The sequence below is a fragment of the Jannaschia helgolandensis genome (assembly GCF_900109285.1).
Taxonomy (GTDB): domain Bacteria; phylum Pseudomonadota; class Alphaproteobacteria; order Rhodobacterales; family Rhodobacteraceae; genus Jannaschia; species Jannaschia helgolandensis.
The window spans coordinates 382,447-398,824 of record NZ_FNZQ01000001.1 but is presented as its reverse complement, the minus strand read 5'-3'; the positions used below and the strand labels follow the sequence as shown (position 1 = coordinate 398,824).

General features: G+C 63.4%; 18 protein-coding genes. 8 read left to right on the top strand and 10 right to left on the bottom strand.

Features of this window, described 5'->3' with window-relative positions:
- Positions 1-18: 18 nt before the first annotated feature.
- The 4 genes from ilvD to BMY38_RS01850 all read left to right on the top strand — a co-directional run bounded on the left by ilvD (position 19) and on the right by BMY38_RS01850 (position 4,055).
- A complete protein-coding gene (gene ilvD / locus BMY38_RS01865; RefSeq protein WP_092761077.1) occupies positions 19-1,782 on the top strand; it encodes a dihydroxy-acid dehydratase in 1,764 nt (587 codons plus the stop codon).
- Positions 1,783-1,795: 13 nt separating this feature from the next.
- A complete protein-coding gene (locus BMY38_RS01860; protein WP_092759235.1) occupies positions 1,796-2,578 on the top strand; it encodes a DUF6478 family protein in 783 nt (260 codons plus the stop codon).
- Between the two features lie 45 nt (positions 2,579-2,623).
- Complete coding sequence (locus tag BMY38_RS01855) at positions 2,624-2,983, top strand: hypothetical protein (protein ID WP_092759234.1); 360 nt, start codon at positions 2,624-2,626, stop codon at positions 2,981-2,983.
- Positions 2,984-3,149: 166 nt separating this feature from the next.
- A complete protein-coding gene (locus BMY38_RS01850) occupies positions 3,150-4,055 on the top strand; it encodes a LysR family transcriptional regulator (protein WP_092759232.1) in 906 nt (301 codons plus the stop codon).
- 68 nt (positions 4,056-4,123) lie between these two features.
- Here the strand turns inward: BMY38_RS01850 and BMY38_RS01845 are convergent, their stop codons facing one another.
- Genes BMY38_RS01845 through BMY38_RS01830 form a run of 4 tightly spaced genes read right to left on the bottom strand, consistent with a single transcriptional unit; the run spans position 4,124 to position 7,057 of the window.
- Positions 4,124-5,053, bottom strand: a complete 930-nt coding sequence (locus tag BMY38_RS01845; RefSeq protein WP_092759230.1) for an OmpA family protein — start codon at positions 5,051-5,053, stop codon at positions 4,124-4,126.
- Complete coding sequence (locus tag BMY38_RS01840; RefSeq protein WP_092759228.1) at positions 5,050-5,622, bottom strand: peroxidase-related enzyme; 573 nt, start codon at positions 5,620-5,622, stop codon at positions 5,050-5,052. Before BMY38_RS01840 ends, BMY38_RS01845 begins: the two co-directional genes overlap by 4 nt.
- Positions 5,619-6,341 (bottom strand): GNAT family N-acetyltransferase, encoded by a 723-nt coding sequence (locus BMY38_RS01835; protein WP_092759226.1) that lies wholly within the window; start codon positions 6,339-6,341, stop codon positions 5,619-5,621. Before BMY38_RS01835 ends, BMY38_RS01840 begins: the two co-directional genes overlap by 4 nt.
- Positions 6,338-7,057 (bottom strand): competence/damage-inducible protein A, encoded by a 720-nt coding sequence (locus BMY38_RS01830; RefSeq protein ID WP_092759224.1) that lies wholly within the window; start codon positions 7,055-7,057, stop codon positions 6,338-6,340. The genes BMY38_RS01835 and BMY38_RS01830 overlap by 4 nt, the downstream gene beginning before the upstream one ends.
- A 39-nt stretch (positions 7,058-7,096) precedes the next feature.
- Between BMY38_RS01830 and sfsA the strand changes: the two genes are divergently transcribed.
- Genes sfsA through radC form a run of 3 tightly spaced genes read left to right on the top strand, consistent with a single transcriptional unit; the run spans position 7,097 to position 9,523 of the window.
- Entirely contained in the window at positions 7,097-7,813 is a 717-nt protein-coding gene (gene sfsA / locus BMY38_RS01825) for a DNA/RNA nuclease SfsA (RefSeq protein WP_092759222.1), read from the top strand.
- Positions 7,814-7,862: 49 nt separating this feature from the next.
- The gene (gene map / locus BMY38_RS01820; protein WP_092759220.1) at positions 7,863-8,687 is read left to right on the top strand and encodes a type I methionyl aminopeptidase; all 825 of its coding nucleotides are present in this window, start codon (positions 7,863-7,865) and stop codon (positions 8,685-8,687) included.
- Between the two features lie 35 nt (positions 8,688-8,722).
- On the top strand, positions 8,723-9,523 hold the full coding sequence (radC, locus tag BMY38_RS01815) for a RadC family protein (RefSeq protein WP_424338131.1): 801 nt from the start codon (positions 8,723-8,725) through the stop codon (positions 9,521-9,523).
- Between the two features lie 16 nt (positions 9,524-9,539).
- Here the strand turns inward: radC and BMY38_RS01810 are convergent, their stop codons facing one another.
- The 5 genes from BMY38_RS01810 to mbfA all read right to left on the bottom strand — a co-directional run bounded on the left by BMY38_RS01810 (position 9,540) and on the right by mbfA (position 13,938).
- Complete coding sequence (locus tag BMY38_RS01810) at positions 9,540-10,442, bottom strand: ornithine cyclodeaminase family protein (RefSeq protein WP_092759218.1); 903 nt, start codon at positions 10,440-10,442, stop codon at positions 9,540-9,542.
- Positions 10,439-11,059: an HAD family hydrolase gene (locus tag BMY38_RS01805; protein WP_092759216.1), complete on the bottom strand. Its 621-nt coding sequence runs from the start codon at positions 11,057-11,059 to the stop codon at positions 10,439-10,441. The genes BMY38_RS01810 and BMY38_RS01805 overlap by 4 nt, the downstream gene beginning before the upstream one ends.
- Positions 11,056-11,862: an S-formylglutathione hydrolase gene (fghA, locus tag BMY38_RS01800; protein WP_092759214.1), complete on the bottom strand. Its 807-nt coding sequence runs from the start codon at positions 11,860-11,862 to the stop codon at positions 11,056-11,058. The genes BMY38_RS01805 and fghA overlap by 4 nt, the downstream gene beginning before the upstream one ends.
- 1 nt (position 11,863) lies before the next feature.
- Positions 11,864-12,799, bottom strand: coding sequence for an AEC family transporter (locus tag BMY38_RS01795; protein ID WP_092759212.1), 936 nt, complete (start codon positions 12,797-12,799; stop codon positions 11,864-11,866).
- Positions 12,800-12,960: 161 nt separating this feature from the next.
- The gene (gene mbfA, locus BMY38_RS01790) at positions 12,961-13,938 is read right to left on the bottom strand and encodes an iron exporter MbfA (protein WP_092761073.1); all 978 of its coding nucleotides are present in this window, start codon (positions 13,936-13,938) and stop codon (positions 12,961-12,963) included.
- 1,018 nt (positions 13,939-14,956) lie between these two features.
- On the opposite strand from mbfA, the gene BMY38_RS01785 reads away from it, so the two are divergent.
- A complete protein-coding gene (locus BMY38_RS01785) occupies positions 14,957-15,580 on the top strand; it encodes a TetR/AcrR family transcriptional regulator (RefSeq protein ID WP_092759211.1) in 624 nt (207 codons plus the stop codon).
- Here the strand turns inward: BMY38_RS01785 and ubiG are convergent.
- Entirely contained in the window at positions 15,577-16,317 is a 741-nt protein-coding gene (gene ubiG, locus BMY38_RS01780; protein ID WP_092759210.1) for a bifunctional 2-polyprenyl-6-hydroxyphenol methylase/3-demethylubiquinol 3-O-methyltransferase UbiG, read from the bottom strand. The two genes, BMY38_RS01785 and ubiG, sit on opposite strands and share 4 nt — an antisense overlap.
- Positions 16,318-16,378: the final 61 nt, after the last annotated feature.

Here is a 16,378-nt window from a genome sequence, read left to right as displayed (position 1 = left end):
GACATGGAGACGACCAAGATGACGAAGACCCCCACCGACAAGACCAATCTGCCCAGCCGCCACGTCACGGAGGGCCCGTCGCGCGCGCCGCACCGGTCGTATTTCTATGCCATGGGGATGGGCGACGAGGATATTCATCAGCCCTTCGTCGGGGTCGCGACCTGCTGGAACGAGGCGGCGCCCTGCAACATTGCGCTGAACCGTCAGGCACAATCGGTGAAGCTGGGCGTCAAGGAAGCGCATGGCACGCCGCGCGAATTCACCACGATCACCGTCACCGACGGCATCGCCATGGGACACGAGGGGATGCGGTCGTCGCTGGCATCCCGGGAGGCGATTGCCGACACGGTCGAGCTGACGATGCGGGGGCATTGCTACGATGCCATCGTCGGTCTGGCGGGCTGCGACAAATCGCTGCCGGGGATGATGATGGCGATGGTGCGGCTGAACACGCCGTCGGTCTTTATCTATGGCGGGTCGATCCTGCCGGGTCGGGTGCCCGCCGGGTCGGACGTTCCTGCCGAATATGCGGGTCGGGATCTGACCGTGCAAGACATGTTCGAGGCTGTGGGTCGGCATCAGGCCGGTGATCTGAGCGATGCGGCGCTGGAAATTCTGGAGCGGGTCGCCTGCCCTTCGGCGGGTGCCTGTGGTGGACAGTTCACGGCCAACACCATGGCCTGCGTGTCCGAGGCCATCGGTCTGGCGCTGCCCAATTCGTCGGGCGCGCCCGCCCCGTACGAGAGCCGCGACCAATACTGCATCGCCTCGGGCGTGGCCGTCATGAATCTGATCGAAAAGAATATCCGGGCGCGGGACATCGTGACCCGTAAGTCGCTGGAAAACGCGGCGCGGGTCGTGGCCTGCACCGGGGGGTCGACCAATGCCGGTCTGCACCTGCCCGCCATCGCGCACGAGGCGGGGATCGACTTCAACCTGCAGGACGTCTGCGACATCTTCCGCGACACGCCGTATTTCGTCGATCTGAAACCGGGCGGCGCTTATGTCGCCAAGGATCTTTACGAAGCGGGCGGCGTGCCTGTCGTCATGAAGGAGCTGCGCAAGGCCGGTCTGATCCACGAGGATTGCATCACCGTCACCGGCCGCAGCATCGGCGAGGAGATCGACGAAGTGTCGTTGGAGGCCGATGGGCGCGTCATCTATCCGGTCGAAACGCCGATCACCAAGACCGGCGGCGTGATCGGTCTGATGGGCAACCTGGCCCCCGAAGGCGCCATCGTGAAAGTCGCGGGCATGGAAGCGCAGCATCAGTTGTTCACCGGCCCGGCGCGGGTGTTCGAATGCGAGGAAGACGCGTTCGCCGCGGTCAAGGCGCGGGAGTACGAAGAAGGTGACGTGTTCGTCATCCGCAACGAAGGCCCCGCAGGCGGGCCGGGCATGCGCGAGATGCTGGCGACGACGGCGGCGCTGTCCGGGCAGGGCATGGGCAAAAAGGTCGCACTGATCACCGACGGGCGTTTTTCGGGTGCGACGCGGGGGTTCTGCGTCGGTCATGTCGGGCCTGAGGCCGCGCATGGCGGGCCGATCGCGTTTGTTCGCGATGGCGACGTCATTACCCTGAACGCGATCGAAGGCACGATTTCGGTCAATGTGAGCGACGACGAGATGGAGACACGGCGGGCCGACTGGGCCGGGCCGCGCAAGACGATCTATGCATCGGGCGCGCTCTGGAAATATGCGCAACTGGTCGGGTCGGCGCAGTCCGGGGCCTGCACGCATCCCGGCGGCAGCGAAGAAGCCCACGTCTACATGGACCTCTGAGGGGTCGGGCGGCGTGGTGTTTCCCCTTCCCAATCTTCTGGAGAGCCTGCGGTCGCGGCGCGCCATGCGCCGTTGGCATCAGGCTGCCGAAGACGGTGAGGCGGCGGATGCCGTGACCTTGGCCCGCCTGGCAACACAGGCCCGCGAGATCGCGCATCACGCCCGCCTGCTGGCGCAGGTCGCGGATCGGCGTCTGGCGGGGGCGCAGGCGATCATCGGTCAGATCGACCGCCCGCCGCAATGTGACTGGGCCTGGCGGCCCTCGCCCTGGGCGCACGCAATGCACCCGGCTTCGGTCGCGGGTGCGGTCGGCGGAACGCGGCTGGCTGACGGCGTGATGCTGTTCCACGACTGCCCGCTGGCCGAGATTACCGTGCATCAGACCCGGACCCCGGATAGCGACGCCAGGGCACCCTTCGTTCTGTCGGTGGATGCGCTGGGGTTTCGCGGGTCGTTCCTGTCTCTGGCGATGGACCTGCCGGTCGAGGCCGCGCGCAGTCTGCGCCGGTCTCACATTCTTGGTGTTTCGACCCTGTTCGACAGTGAGCGTCCGATCGAGATGTTCGTGCGCCTCAACATCCGGCAGGGACCGAACACCGAACAACTGGTCAGCGAGTTGCGGCCAGGCGATCGTGCGGGAAGCCCGGTGATCGCCGAATTCGACCTTGGCTTCCACGAGATCAATCCGGCCAAACTGGAAAATGCGTGGATCGATCTGATTTTCGAAAGGCCCGAGATGAGCCGCGTGCGAATTCGCGACCTGACCCTGACCCGTCGTCCGCGCGCCGATATCTGACCCATTCCCGGCACGCCGATATCAAGACAGAAAGGCCCGCGACCCATGTCCGACACCTGGATCCTGAACCGCACCTCGATCACCGGGGGGATCTATCGCGGATTGCTTGTCGGTGCTGGCGAGCCGCCTGCCCTGGAAATGACGATGGAGGGAGAAAGCCTCGGCCATCTGACACCGGCTGCCGCCGAGGGCGGCTATCACGTCGAGGGAGAGCTGGGGACCGCGTTGCTGACCGACGGGGTTCATACGGTCGTGGTCCGCGCGCCCGACGGAACGGCGCTGGACAGTATCACTATCGTCACAGGTCTGGGTGCGCCCGAGGATATTCGCGCCGAGATGGGCGCCCTGCGCGACGAGCTGCGGGTGCTGAAGGCGGCGTTCCGTCGCCACATTAACGAAAGCTGATTTCAGTTAATACTTGGTTTACAATAGGTTAATGTGGCGGCTTTGGCGTTTCCTGCCCCGCTTTAATCCCGAATTGATCCCGGCATTGACCCACGTGTGGCACTGTCCTGCCGCAATCGGATGACAGTTCTAGGAGCAAGTTCAATTACTCCCAGGATGCTGCCGCATGGATCGACTGTCTGAAATGGAAGCCTTCGCCACTGTCGTCGACCAGGGCGGGTTTACCGATGCCGCCAAGAAGCTTGGCATCTCGAAATCGGCGGTGTCCAAGCACGTCTCTTCGCTGGAAACGCGCCTTGGTGCGCGCCTGCTGAACCGCACGACGCGCCGCGTGTCGCCGACCGAAATCGGCCTTGCCTATTACGACCGCGCCCGCCGCGTTCTGAATGACGCAGGCGAAGCCGACGCCCTGGTCACATCCATGCAATCGGCACCGTCGGGAATGCTGCGGGTATCTGTCGCGACGGATTTCGGGGTGAATCATCTCTCGCCGATATTGGGCGGGTTCCTGCATGAATATCCCGATATCACGGTGAACATGGTCCTCGACAATCGCTACGTCGAGCTGATCTCGGAAGGTTTCGATCTGGCAGTGCGCATCGGCGACCTGGAAGACAGCAGCCTGCGCGCCCGCAAGCTGGCCGAGACGCATCGTCAGATGATCGCCTCGCCGGAATATCTTGAGGAATATGGCCGCCCGCAGCGGATCGACGACCTGAACGAACACAAGCTGCTGCATTATTCGAACCAGGCAAACGGTTCGGTCTGGAAGCTGACCGCGCCGTCGGGTGAAAAGCGGCAGGTCCGGTCCGCCGGATGGCTGACGGTGAACGACGGGCAGTCGCTGCTCAACGCCGCTGTGAACGGGCTGGGCATCGCGTTTTTGCCAGATTTTCTCTATGCCGAGGCAATGAAAGAGGGCAAACTTGTTCCCGCGATCGAGGGGATGTCGCCCGAGACTCAGGGCATCTATGCCGTTTATCCGCCGGGCCGTTATACCCAGCCGAAGGTTCGCGCCTTCATTGATTTCCTTGTCGACAGCTTCCGCGACAGCGGGCCGGGCGACTGGTAACCCCCTCTGCACCGCCAGCACATGCAACGGATCGTCTGTTTCAGGCGGTCCGTTTTGCGTTTGAGGGCTTAATCGGTTGAGGTGATGACGACTTCGACCCGTCGGTTGGTACGCCGTCCCGCTTCGGTGTCATTGCGTGCGATCGGGGCGTAAAAGCCGACGCCCTGCGTTTCGATCCGGCCGGGTGCGATGCCATAGCGCCCGGTCAACAAGGTACGCGCGCTTTCGGCCCGCCTGCGGGAAATGGCAATGTTGCCGGCAGCGCTGCCGACGGCGTCGGTATGGCCGACCAGCGCGATGGTGGTTGACGGGTTATCCCTGAGAAACGCCGCCAGCGACTCGAGCGAGGAATAGCTGTCCTGGGTCAGATCGGATGACCCGGTGGCAAACGCCAGATCCGACAAGACCGCGTGACCTTCGGCCACCAGAGCCTGAGCGACATCGGACGTCGTGGTCGGCGGGGCAATCGGCGGGGTGCTGGGCGGAGATGCGGCGTTTGATGTGCTTTTCGCAGGTTCGACCGTGCCATCCGGGTCGACAGTCGTCGCCTGAACATAGCCGAGATCGCCCGAGCGGCTGACCAGCAGAGTGGTCCATGCATCGGACTTCTGAACCGCCAGATAGCTGAAGTCGGCCAGATCGACAAACATCTGCGGGGCCGGAGTCACGTCGATTTCGAACCGGAAGTCGAAGCCGCCGCAAACCCGAGTGGAACATGCAAAGACCTGGGTCCAGCCGTCGTCCCTCAGTTGTTCGCGCAGGGGAGCAAGGATTTGCAGCGTCGTCTCGGCGCCGGTCAGCTGCCAGATTTGCCGGGTGATCGTGCCCTCGACCGTGACGGACGGCAGGGTTTCATCAAACGGACCGATCGCGATGCGGTGACTGCCCAGGGCGCGGGTTTCGGTGAAAGTGATGGTGGCCGGGAATGGCATGGTGAGGTCAGCGGCCTGAACCCCGAGCGGAAAGATCAGCAGAAGCAGGCCGAGTCGCAGTATCACGTCCGTGAACCACGCGTCTGACCATGATATTCGGGATTCGGTACCATTGCGATGGCCGAGGCGACGCGGTTGGTCATGTTGAAGAAGCCCGCCACGCCCGCCAGATCGAAGATATCGCGGTCGGTCAGATCATGGTCGCGCAGGATGGCGCGGTCGGATTCTTCGATGGTGGCGGAGGCTTTGGTCATCTTGACGGCGAAATCCAGAATCGCGCGGACGCGGGCGTCGATGGGCGCGACGCGGTAGTTCATCGCGATCATCTCGCCCAGTGTCGGGTCGCCGGACAATGCACGCACCGCCGCGCCGTGGGCAACAAGACAGTAGAAACAGCGGTTCTCGGCGCTGACGGCAACGGCGATCATCTCGCGTTCCAGTTTCGACAGGCCCGAGGGCGCGAGCATCAGGTCGTTGTACATCGCCGTGAAGGCGTTGAGCTTGTCGATATCGAAGGCATAGGCCCGCAGGACATTGGGCACGAAGCCCAGCTTTTCAGTGCAGATGTCGAAATAGCGCTGCGTCTCGGCGGGCAGCGGATCGACTTGCGGCAGGTCGAGTGCGGTGGGATTCATGACAGCTCCGGTGCGCGGCGGTAGTGATAACCTGCGACGATTTCCATGCCATGACCAGCATAGGTCGCAGTGGCAGGCAGGTTTGCGCGCTCCGCCACCAGCGCAATGCGTGTGCAGCCGCGGTCGCGCGCCCAATGGGCCGCGGCCCGCAGGATATTGCCCGCGACACCCTTTCGGCGGTGGCGGGCCAGCACGTGGATGGCCGAGAGCATGGCCGTATCGTCACCCGCCGCGACGAAGCCCACGCCTGCCGCGCGATCGTCGACACGCGCCAGGATGCCGCCGGGTTGCGCGGCGCGGGTCATGACCGCCTGACGGACCGGAGTGACGTGCCCGCCTTCAGCCCAGATGTCGCGCATGATCTGGAGCGGCGGCCAGATGGTGAAGGCAGTGGCATGGGGCAGCGGCATCTGAGTCAGGGGGCCTACATCCATCGCCCAGATGTTCACGGCGTCTTCGATGACGTAGCCACGCGCATTCAGCGCGTCATCCAGGGTGTCCTGGCCTTGGTGGATTATGAAACTGGGACGCTGGTCCTGCGCGCGTGCGGTATCTTCAGCCAAGCTCAAATCGTCCGGTGCGTCGCCTGAAATCGAGTTCACGCGCCCGCCCGCACCCGGCGTGATTCGCAGGGTCCATGGCCCCACGGGCAGCATCCGTTCGGCTGGCCAGCAGATATCGATGATCCTCTGCCAATCGTACGGGTCGGTTCCGGTCATCCCAGCAGGGTCGCCAGTCTGGCGGTGGCTTCCTCAAGACGGGCACGGTCCTGCCCCCGGATCACGATGTTTGACCCGAACTTGCCGTCTTTCTGAAACGGATAGCTGCCGACCGACAGGTCCGCATAGTCCTGTGCCAGTATGCCCAACGGCCCGGCGATATCGCCTTCGCCCCGGTCGATACGCGTCGAGGTCGACAGCATCGGTTCGCCCCCGGTCAATGTCGGCAGGACGGTCGCGACCATCGCCTGAAACACGCTGGGGACGCCTGCCATGACGTGGACATTTCCGATGCTGAAGCCGGGCGCGATGGAGACCGGGTTGTCGATCAGGGTCGCACCTTCGGGAATGCGTGCCATGCGCAGGCGGGCGGCATTCAGTTCCGCCCCCGTCCTGGCGTAATGCGCGGCCAGCAGGGCGCGGGCATCGTCGCGCACGTCGATATGCGCGTCGAAGGCGTCCGCCACCGCATCCGCCGTGATGTCGTCATGCGTCGGCCCGATGCCGCCGGACGTGAACACCGTATCCCATGTATCGCGCAGGTCGTTCAGGGCGCGGACGATGGCGTCGTGATCGTCGCTGACCACCCGGACCTCGGCCAGCGTGATGCCCGCTTCGGTCAGTTGGCCGGCCAGGTGGTGCATGTTGGCGTCGCGGGTGCGGCCCGACAGGATTTCGTCCCCGATGACGAGCATGGCGGCAGTGGGATTTGGCATCATGGTCTCCTGTGTCGGGTCACGGTATAGGGCGGCCCCATGCGCTTCGCCACTCCGCTTATCCCCGCCACGCTGGTCCGTCGGTACAAACGGTTTCTGGCCGATGCCGTTCTGGACGACGGGACGGAAGTGACCGCGCATTGCCCCAACCCCGGTGCGATGACCGGGCAGGCCGCGCCGGGTGCGCGTATCTGGCTGGAGCCGAATGACGATCCGAAGAGAAAGCTGAAGTATGGATGGCGATTGGCCGATCTGCCGGGGGGTCATCGCGTTGTCGTGGATACCGGCCTGCCCAACCGGGTTCTGGGGGAGGCGTTGCGCGCTCGGGCGGTGCCGGGGCTGGATGGCTATGATACAGTGCGGGCAGAGGTCGGGTATGGCGCGAACTCCCGCGTCGATTTTCTGCTGACCGGGCCGGAGCGGGATATCTATGTCGAGGTGAAGGCCGTCACCCTGCGCCGCACCGGCGATCTGGCGGAATTTCCCGATTGTGTGACCCTGCGCGGGGCCAGACACATGGGGGAATTGGCCGAAATGGTCCGGCAGGGGCATCGTGCGGTCGTTCTGTTCGCCCTGCAACGGACGGATTGCGATCGCATTGGCGTCGCGTCGGACATCGACCCCGGTTACGGGCGCGCCTTCGATGCGGCGCGCGCGGCGGGGGTCGAAGTCATCGCGCTGGACTCGCGGATCACGGTCGAGGGGGTCTGGGCGCAAGGCGCCTTGCCGTTCACGGGAACCGTCACTGGTGGATAATTCCCGTCAGGCGCATTATGTGGCCCGCGACGGAACCGGAGGCAGACCCTTGGACGAACATCGCGGCAGACTGACACGGGACGGCATTCGCATCCACGAGGACGCGGATTTTGCGGGCATGCACAGGGCGGGCAGGCTGGCGGCAGAGATCCTTGACCGAATTGCAGAACATGTGGTGCCGGGGGCGACGACCGGCGCGCTGGACCAGATGATCACCGATTGGGTGACCGAGGCGGGCGCGACCTCGGCCACCATCGGCTACAAGGGGTATGCCCATGCCAGTTGCATCAGCGTGAACCACGTCGTCTGCCACGGGATTCCCGGCGACAAGGTGCTGAAGGACGGCGATATCCTGAACATCGACGTTACGGTGATCGTCGATGGCTGGTTTGGCGATACCTCGCGGATGTATGTCGCGGGGCGGTTGAGCCGGAAGGCCGAGCGGTTGATCCAGATCACCCACGACGCCCTGATGAAGGGGATCGAAGCGGTGAAGCCGGGAAATACCTTCGGCGACATCGGCCATGCCATTCAGGCCTATGCCGAGGGGCACCGCACGGGCGTGGTGCGCGATTTCTGCGGCCACGGTCTGGGGCGGGTGTTTCATGCGCCGCCCAACGTGCTGCACTATGGCCGATCCGGAACGGGTCCGGTGCTGGAGGAGGGGATGTTCTTCACCATCGAGCCGATGATCAATCTGGGACGGCCCGAAACCAAGGTGCTGGCCGACGATTGGACCGCCGTGACCCGCGACAAGTCGCTTTCGGCGCAGTTTGAGCATTCGATCGGGGTGACGGCGACGGGGGCGGAAATTTTCACGCTGTCGCCCGGTGGGATGTTCCACCCGACATATGATGCGGCTTCAAACGGTTAACCATGCCTTAACCATTGCGGGCGAGAGTTCGGGACATGACCAGTCTCGACACCGATTCGCCTGATAGCCAGCCCGGCAGCTTCAATGAGGCACCCGTGAAAGACCTGTTCGCAGGCGGCATGGCAATGCCGAAGACAATTCCCGTTCCATCCTCCCTGTTGGAACCCGACCCTCGCCTTGCCCATCGTGTCCGCCTGCGGCGGCGCTTCATGGAGGGGGGTGCCGCGGCGATGCCCGATTGCGAATTGCTGGAGTTGATCCTGTTTCGTGCTTTGCCGCGGGGTGACGTCAAACCGCTGGCCAAGCGCCTGCTGCATCGCTTCGGCGACCTGAATCGGGTGATGGCCGCCCCGGCGGACCAGTTGGCCGACGTGCAGGGCGTAGGTCAGGCGGTCATCGAAAACCTCAAGATCATGGAGGCGACGGGGCACCGCATGGTGCGCTCTAAAGTGATCGAGCAGCCGGTCCTGTCATCCTGGGACACATTGCTTGGCTACCTTCGGACTGCATTGTCGCATCAGGTGACCGAACGATTTCGCGTGTTGTACCTGGACCGCAGGAACGTGCTGATCGCGGATGAGGAACTGGCCGAGGGCACGGTCGACCATGTGCCGGTCTATCCACGCGAAGTGGTGAAGCGGGCGCTGGCGCTGAATGCGTCGGGCCTGATCCTTGTCCACAACCATCCGTCCGGCGACGCGGCCCCATCGAAGGCGAATGTGAGCATGACCTATGCGATCCGCGACGCCGCGCAGGTTCTGGGCATCGCGCTGCACGACCATCTGATCATCGGCAAGGCGACCGAGGTGTCGTTCCGGGCCGAAAGCCTGCTTTGAGACGGGCCGTCGAAGCCTAGCCGACAGTATCCAGAATATATCGCGCCGTCATCAGATCGAGATGCGCGCCGCCGCCGTTCTTGAACAGGGTAATCTGATCGTCCGACCTGCGCCGCATCGCGTTCCCGTCGTAGTAGTCCGCCACTACGTCCGACGCATCAATCACGCCCTCGGCCAATGGAATTTTCAGTTCGCCTATGTGGTCCATCGTGGTCGCACGACTGTCAACGAAGATCGTGGCACGGCGCAGGACATCGTCCCCGGCTTCGCGCATGTCGGGGCGATAGGCGCCGATCAGGTCGATGTGCTGACCGGGGCGCAGCCAGTCGCCGCGCAGGATGGGATCGGTCGTCATCGTGGCGCAGGTGACGATATCGGCTTGCGGCACGGCGTCGGCCAGATCGGGGGCGTGGTCGATGCCAAGCCTGTCGGCCAATGTTCGCGCCGTGGCCGCGGTGCGCGACCATACCGCGAAACGCGCATCGGGGAAGGCCGCCGAATACGCGGCGTGCAGCGACCGGGCGACGGTACCGCTGCCGACGATCAGAATGCGCGCGGCGTCGGGTCGGGCCAGTCGGGTCGCGGCCAGAAGGCTGTCGCCGGCCGTTTTCCATTTCGTGACCAGCGCGAAATCCAGCATTGCGGCCAGAGTCCCGTCGGTGTCGGAGAACAGCGATACGGCGCCGTTGACGGTCGGCTTGTCCATGGCGGGATTGTCCGGAAAGATCGTCGCCGTTTTCACCAGCGCGCCCAGCTCGTCGATCCATGCCGCCCGGCTGAGGATGGTGTCGTCGCCACGATAAAGGAAGCTGTCCTTCGTCTCGGCGCGCGGCAGATCGTGGCCTGCCGCCAGCGCATGCGTCAGGTCCAGCCAGTCCAGCCTGGCTTCCGCCGCGAAGGGAATGAACGGCGGGTTCATGCGGCCTCGGCCGCGGTGAGCAGGCCTTCGGACACCAATCGGTCGGCCCAGCCCTGCGGATGTTCGAACAGATGCGCATTCCAGCCGCGCGCGTTCGCTGTCGCGACGTTTGCATGGCGGTCATCCGCGAACAGCAGCGCGTCGCCGGGCAGGTTCAGCGTGTCCTCGACCATGCGATAGATCTGCGGATCGGGTTTGATGACCTTCATGTGGCCGGACACGAAGGCGGTATCGAAGGTGTGCAGGAAATCGAAGTGCCCCTTCGCCAGATCGTAGCTTTCGATGCCGAAATTGGTCAGGGCGTGAACCGGCACATCCTTGGCGCGCAGGGCATGCAGCAGGCGAACCGAGTGGTCGATCACGGGGTTCGCCAGTTCCAGCCAATGGTCGTGCCACATGCGAATTTCAGTGCGGAAAGCCGGGTTCGCCTCGGCGGTTTCGTAGATGATGTCGCGGAAGCCTTCGCCCAGATCGACACGGTCGTTCATGCCGTGCAGGTTTACGGCGGCGAACATCTCCCGGCGGCGCGCCTCGCCTACGGTGCGGTCGTAAAACCGCTCGGGCTGCCACTCGATCAGGACGTTTCCGATGTCGAAGATAACGGCGCGGATCGTCATGCCAGATGCTCCGCATGGAAGGCGACGTGGTCCGGCGCGAAGGTCGAGACGAAGAAATAGCTGTGGTCGTAGCCACGCCGCAGGTTCAGCGTGGCTTCCGATTTCGTCTCTGCCAGCGCCGCCGCGAAGGCCGCCGTCCCCAGCTTGTCGTAGAACTGATCCGAGGTGCCGGTGTCGATCAGGGCGGGGGGGAGGTGCGCCCCGTCGGTCAGCAGGACGGTGGCGTCGTGGGATGCCGGACGCCCGGTATAGGCGGTTAGTTGCGGCGTGCCCCAGTCGCTGGCCGACGGGTTGCAGATCGGCGCGAGGGCCGAGACGGAGCGATAGCGCGTGGGTTCCTTCAGCGCGAGCGTCAGAGCGCCATGGCCCCCCATCGAGTGCCCGGTGATGCCCTGCCGCGTGTCGTCCAGATCGAAGGCGGTGAAGACCACTTCGGGCAGATCCTTGGTGATATAGCTTTCCATCTGGAAATGCCGTGCCCATTCGCCTTGGGACGCGTCGACGTAGAAACCCGCGCCCTGTCCCATGGCGTAATCGTCGTCGTCGGGAACACTTTCGCCGCGCGGCGACGTATCGGGAAACACCAGCGAAAGACCGGCGTTCGCGGCCCAGCCCTGCAACCCGGCCTTGGTCATCGCGTTTTCGTGGGTGCAGGTCAGGCCCGACAGATACCACAGCACCGCGCCGGTGGCGTGTTCGGGTTTGAACAGGCCGAACGTCATCTGTGTTCCGGTCGCGTCGGAGGTGTGGGAATACACGCCCTGCGTGCCGCCGAAGCAGCGGTTTTCCGATAAGGTCTTCACGTCAGATACCCCCAGTAAGCAGTCCGATGACGACTGAGACGGTTACGATGGAGACCGCCGTCGAGACAAGGATCGCGGCAGAGACCCGTTGCGGCGCGACCCCGTAATGTTGCGCCAGCATGTAGACGTTGCCCGCGACCGGCAAGGCGGCTGCGGAAATCATCACCGTAGCGGCGAACGGATCGGCGACCGGAAAGATCACCAGCGCCGCCAGCGCGACTGCCGCCGGGTGCAGCACCAGCTTGCAGAATGTCAGCCAGCCCGCGACCGAAATACGCTCCGCCGTCTTGCCGGCCAGCGATGCGCCGATGGCGAAGAGTGCGCCGGGCGTCGCAGCGGCGCCCAGAATGGCGAGGAATTCATTGACCGGCTGCCAGAGTTCGCGTCCCGTGGATGACCATGCGATACCCAGAACGATCGAAACGATCATCGGGTTCTTCACCAGTCCCAACCCGACGGTGTGCAGAGTTTTGACCGACACCCGGCCGTCGCGCGATCCGGTGATCAGGATCACGATCAGCGAGGAGAATATGATCAGGTCAGTCGCCAGCACCATCAGCATCGGGCCTGCCGACTCTGGCCCCAGCAACAGCACGAACATCGGGATGCCAAGGAAACCGACGTTGCCGATAACGGCGCATTGCGCCTCGACGGCGGATTCGGCGATGGGCAGGCGGCGGAGGATTCCGACGACTGTCGCGATCAGGTAGACGGTGACAGTGCCCCACAGATAGGCGGTGATGAACCGCCAGTCGAGTATTTCGGCCAGCGTCAGATTGGCCGCGAAGTTGAACAGCATCGCCGACAGGGCGAACCAGAAGACGAACTTGGTCAGATATGCGGTTGCTTCGGACGTGAAGAACTTCGTGCGCCCGGCGGCATAGCCCAAGGCAATCAACGCGAAGAAGGGCACGGTTTTCAGGAAGATCGCCAACATGGGGTGATCGCTAGCGGGGCTGGCAGGGGCTGTCGAGAGGTGGCATCACCGTTGTTCCGTCCGGGTCCGTTCCAGCAGAGTATCCGACAGCAGCCAGAGCGAGGCACCCAGGGCCACTGCAATCACGGCTCGCAAGGCAAGGCGCCGCAGCGTTTCGCGGTTCATCCGGTGCCGATCAGGATGCCTGCCGCCAGAACCAGGCCACCGCCGACGACGACTTGCAGGGTGGCGCGCCAGAACGGGGTGTCCATGAACCGGTTCTGGATCCAGGCGATGGCCCAGAGTTCGACGAAGACCACGGCGATGGCGATGCCGGTGGCCAGCCCGAATTGCGGGATCAGGTAGGGTAGGGCATGGCCCAGACCGCCCAGTGTCGTCATCAGCCCGGAGGCGATCCCCCGCTTCCAGGGCGCGCCCCGGCCCGAGAGTTGACCGTCGTCGCTGGCGGCCTCTGTGAACCCCATCGAAATACCCGCGCCGACCGATGCGGCGAGGCCCACGAGGAAGGTCGTCCATGTGTCCTGAGTGGCGAAGGCGACCGCGAAGATCGGCGCGAGGGTCGAGACAGAGCCGTCCATCAGGCCGGCCAGACCGGGCTGCACCCAGGTCAGGACGAACTGCCGATGCGCGTGCTGGTCTTCGGCATCGCGGACGCCTGCGGTCAGGCCTGTCTCCGTCAGCTCTTCCGCGCGCGTCTCGTGCCCCGCTTCGGCGGCGGCCAGATCGCCCAGCAATTTGCGCGTCGCCGCGTCGGAGGTGCGCTGTGCGGCGCGGGTATAGAAGGCATGCGCCTCATGCTCCATCGCGCTGGCTTCGGACCTTATCCGATCAAGTCCGAGATTCTCGATCAGCCAGACCGGGCGGCGGGCATAAAAGCCAGCGACGTGTTCGCGGCGGATCAGGGGGATGACGTCGCCGAAACGCGCGGCGTGCAGGTCGATCAGGCGACGGCGATGCTCGCTCTCCTCCTCGGCCATGGCGTCGAAGATGGCGGCACTGTCGGGATATTCGGCCCGCAGGCGTTCGGCATAGAGCCGATAGATGCTGGCGTCGTCTTCCTCGGACGAAATCGCCAAAGCCAGAATTTCCTGTTCGGAGAGGTCGCGGAAGCGACGGCGATTTGACAAGCCCGGTATCATGATTGTGAAGATACGCCCGGCCACGTTCAGCGCAACCCTGCGCGGACCTTGGCCGATGGCAAAGTTTCGCGAATTGCACCGTCTGCGCCGCGGGCGCAAACTGTTCACACGTGACAGCAGGCCGGAACCCAACCCGGTCGGCGAACACGTCGCCCGTTTCTATCCCCTCGGGCGGCGGCACCCTGCGACGGACCCCGGCGAGTGGTTCTGTCGCGGGGTGGTTTCTCGGCTCGCAGATCGAGATGAACCGATTGGTTTATTTTCTGCTGGCGGAGCGAAACCAAACATATCACGTGCATGTGTACCGAACTGTTCAGTTCCAGTGAAAGGGAACAAACAGATGTCCAGGATTTATTAGCAACCTGCTTGAGCGCCTCGATTGCATTTCCTGCCATGGCCCAGACGATCGACATCGTCGATGATGATCGTCTGTCGTCGGACAGGTCACGCTATCAAAATCGGCGGTGACGGATGGGGCTATGTCGATCCAACCGCTGCTCAGTCCAGCCGCCAAGTCTGAGCTTCGGGAGGATGCACTATGCTGGAGCGCTCTGCCGGTGTAAAAGAATCGGACTGTGGAACCTTATCGCTTAACGAAGTGATCAGAAATCTGTCGGATGACGATGAAGACTGATCAACGGTCCCGTCCGCTTTTCCATTTAGCGCGCGTGGCATATCGAGGCCGTCGCACTGACGGCAAACCTGCGAAATTCACTTGGCCGAAGTTTTTTGCGTGGCCACTTTTAAGGAGTTTCTAGCATGATACGTCTGTTCCTGATGTTCTTACTGTTGTTTTCTGCTACCGCTCGACCCGCCATGACAGCGGGGTGGGGGGCTAATCTGCCTTATTTGACTTTTCCGCCTTCCGCTGACGCACCGCCCGCATCACCGCCGGTACCTGTTCAACCAACCCAGGACAGCAAGCGCTGATCGGTTCCGCACCCTGACAGTCCGCGCCGTTGTGCTTGTGCACTTGCGGTTGCGGAGTATATTTCGACAGGAAGGGTGCGGAAAAATCATGAACGATGTGTCGCCGATCAAAAAGGGTCGTAAGTTCGATCAGGTGCTGGAAGGCGCGCGTGCTGTTTTCATGGCTGATGGCTATGAAGGGAGCAGCGTCGATGCGATCGCCAAGGCAGCGGGCGTATCGAAAGCCACCCTGTACAGCTACTTCGCGGACAAGCGCCTGTTGTTCATGGAAGTGGCCAAGGCCGAATGCTGCCTGCAGATCGAGGAAGCGGACGCAATTCTGTGCGATGAATGTGACCCGCGCAGGGTTCTCTGCGTCGCGGCAGAGCGAATGCTGGAGTTTTTCCTGTCGGATTTTGGCCAGTCGATTTTTCGCATGTGCGTGGCCGAGTCGGACCGCTTTCCCGAGCTGGGCCGCGAATTCTATGAAACGGGCCCCAAGCTGTTTCGCCAACGGATGGTCGACTACATGCGCGATGCGGTTGAGGACGGGCATCTGGTGATCGACGATCTGGAGCTTGCCGCCGACCAGTTCGCCGAGCTGTGCAAGTCGCATCTGTTTTCCGAACTTATGTTCGGCATCCGCAAGACCACCACCGAAGCAGAGCGTCAGCGCGTCATCGATGGGGCGGTCGACACGTTTCTGGCGCGTTACGGTGCGAAACAGGCCTAGTCAGGGCGCACGCTGGCCGTGACGTAGTTCACCGACAGATCCCGCTCCGACAGGTGCCAGGTCCAGGTCACGGGATTGAACACGAACCCCATGCGATCTTCGGGGCGAAGCCCGGCGCGCGTCAGCAGGTCGAACAATTCATCGGGTGTGATGAACTTCGACCAGTCATGTGTGCCTTTGGGCAGCCAGCGCATTATCCACTCGGCCCCGATGATACCCATGACGAAAGACTTTGGATTGCGGTTCAGGGTCGAGCAGATCATCAGCCCGCCCGGCCGCATCAGATCGTGACACGCGGTAAGATAGGTCAGCGGGTCCGATACATGCTCGACCACCTCCATGTTCAGGACCACTTCGAAGGGCGGCTCGCCCGCGGCAATCAGGTCTTCGGCGGAAGTGTGGCGATAGTCGATCTCCAGACCGGATTGCATGGCATGGGCCTGTGCCACGGGAATATTGCGGGCTGCCGCATCGACCCCCACGACCGTCGCGCCCAACCGGGCCATCGGCTCCGACAGCAGACCGCCGCCGCATCCGATATCGAGCAGGCGAAGACCCGCAAACGGCCGATCGCCCGTCAGATCGCGGTCGAATTCTGCCGCGATCTGCGTGGTGATGTAATCCAACCGACAGGGGTTCAGCATGTGCAGCGGTTTGAACTTTCCGTTCGGATCCCACCATTCGGCGGCCATCGCCTGAAACTTCTCGATCTCGGCGGCGTCGATAGTGGTGGTCATGGCGTCCTCTTTTTTCACATCGTTCCCGATGGCGTCCGGGGTGTCGCACTCTATATAGGCC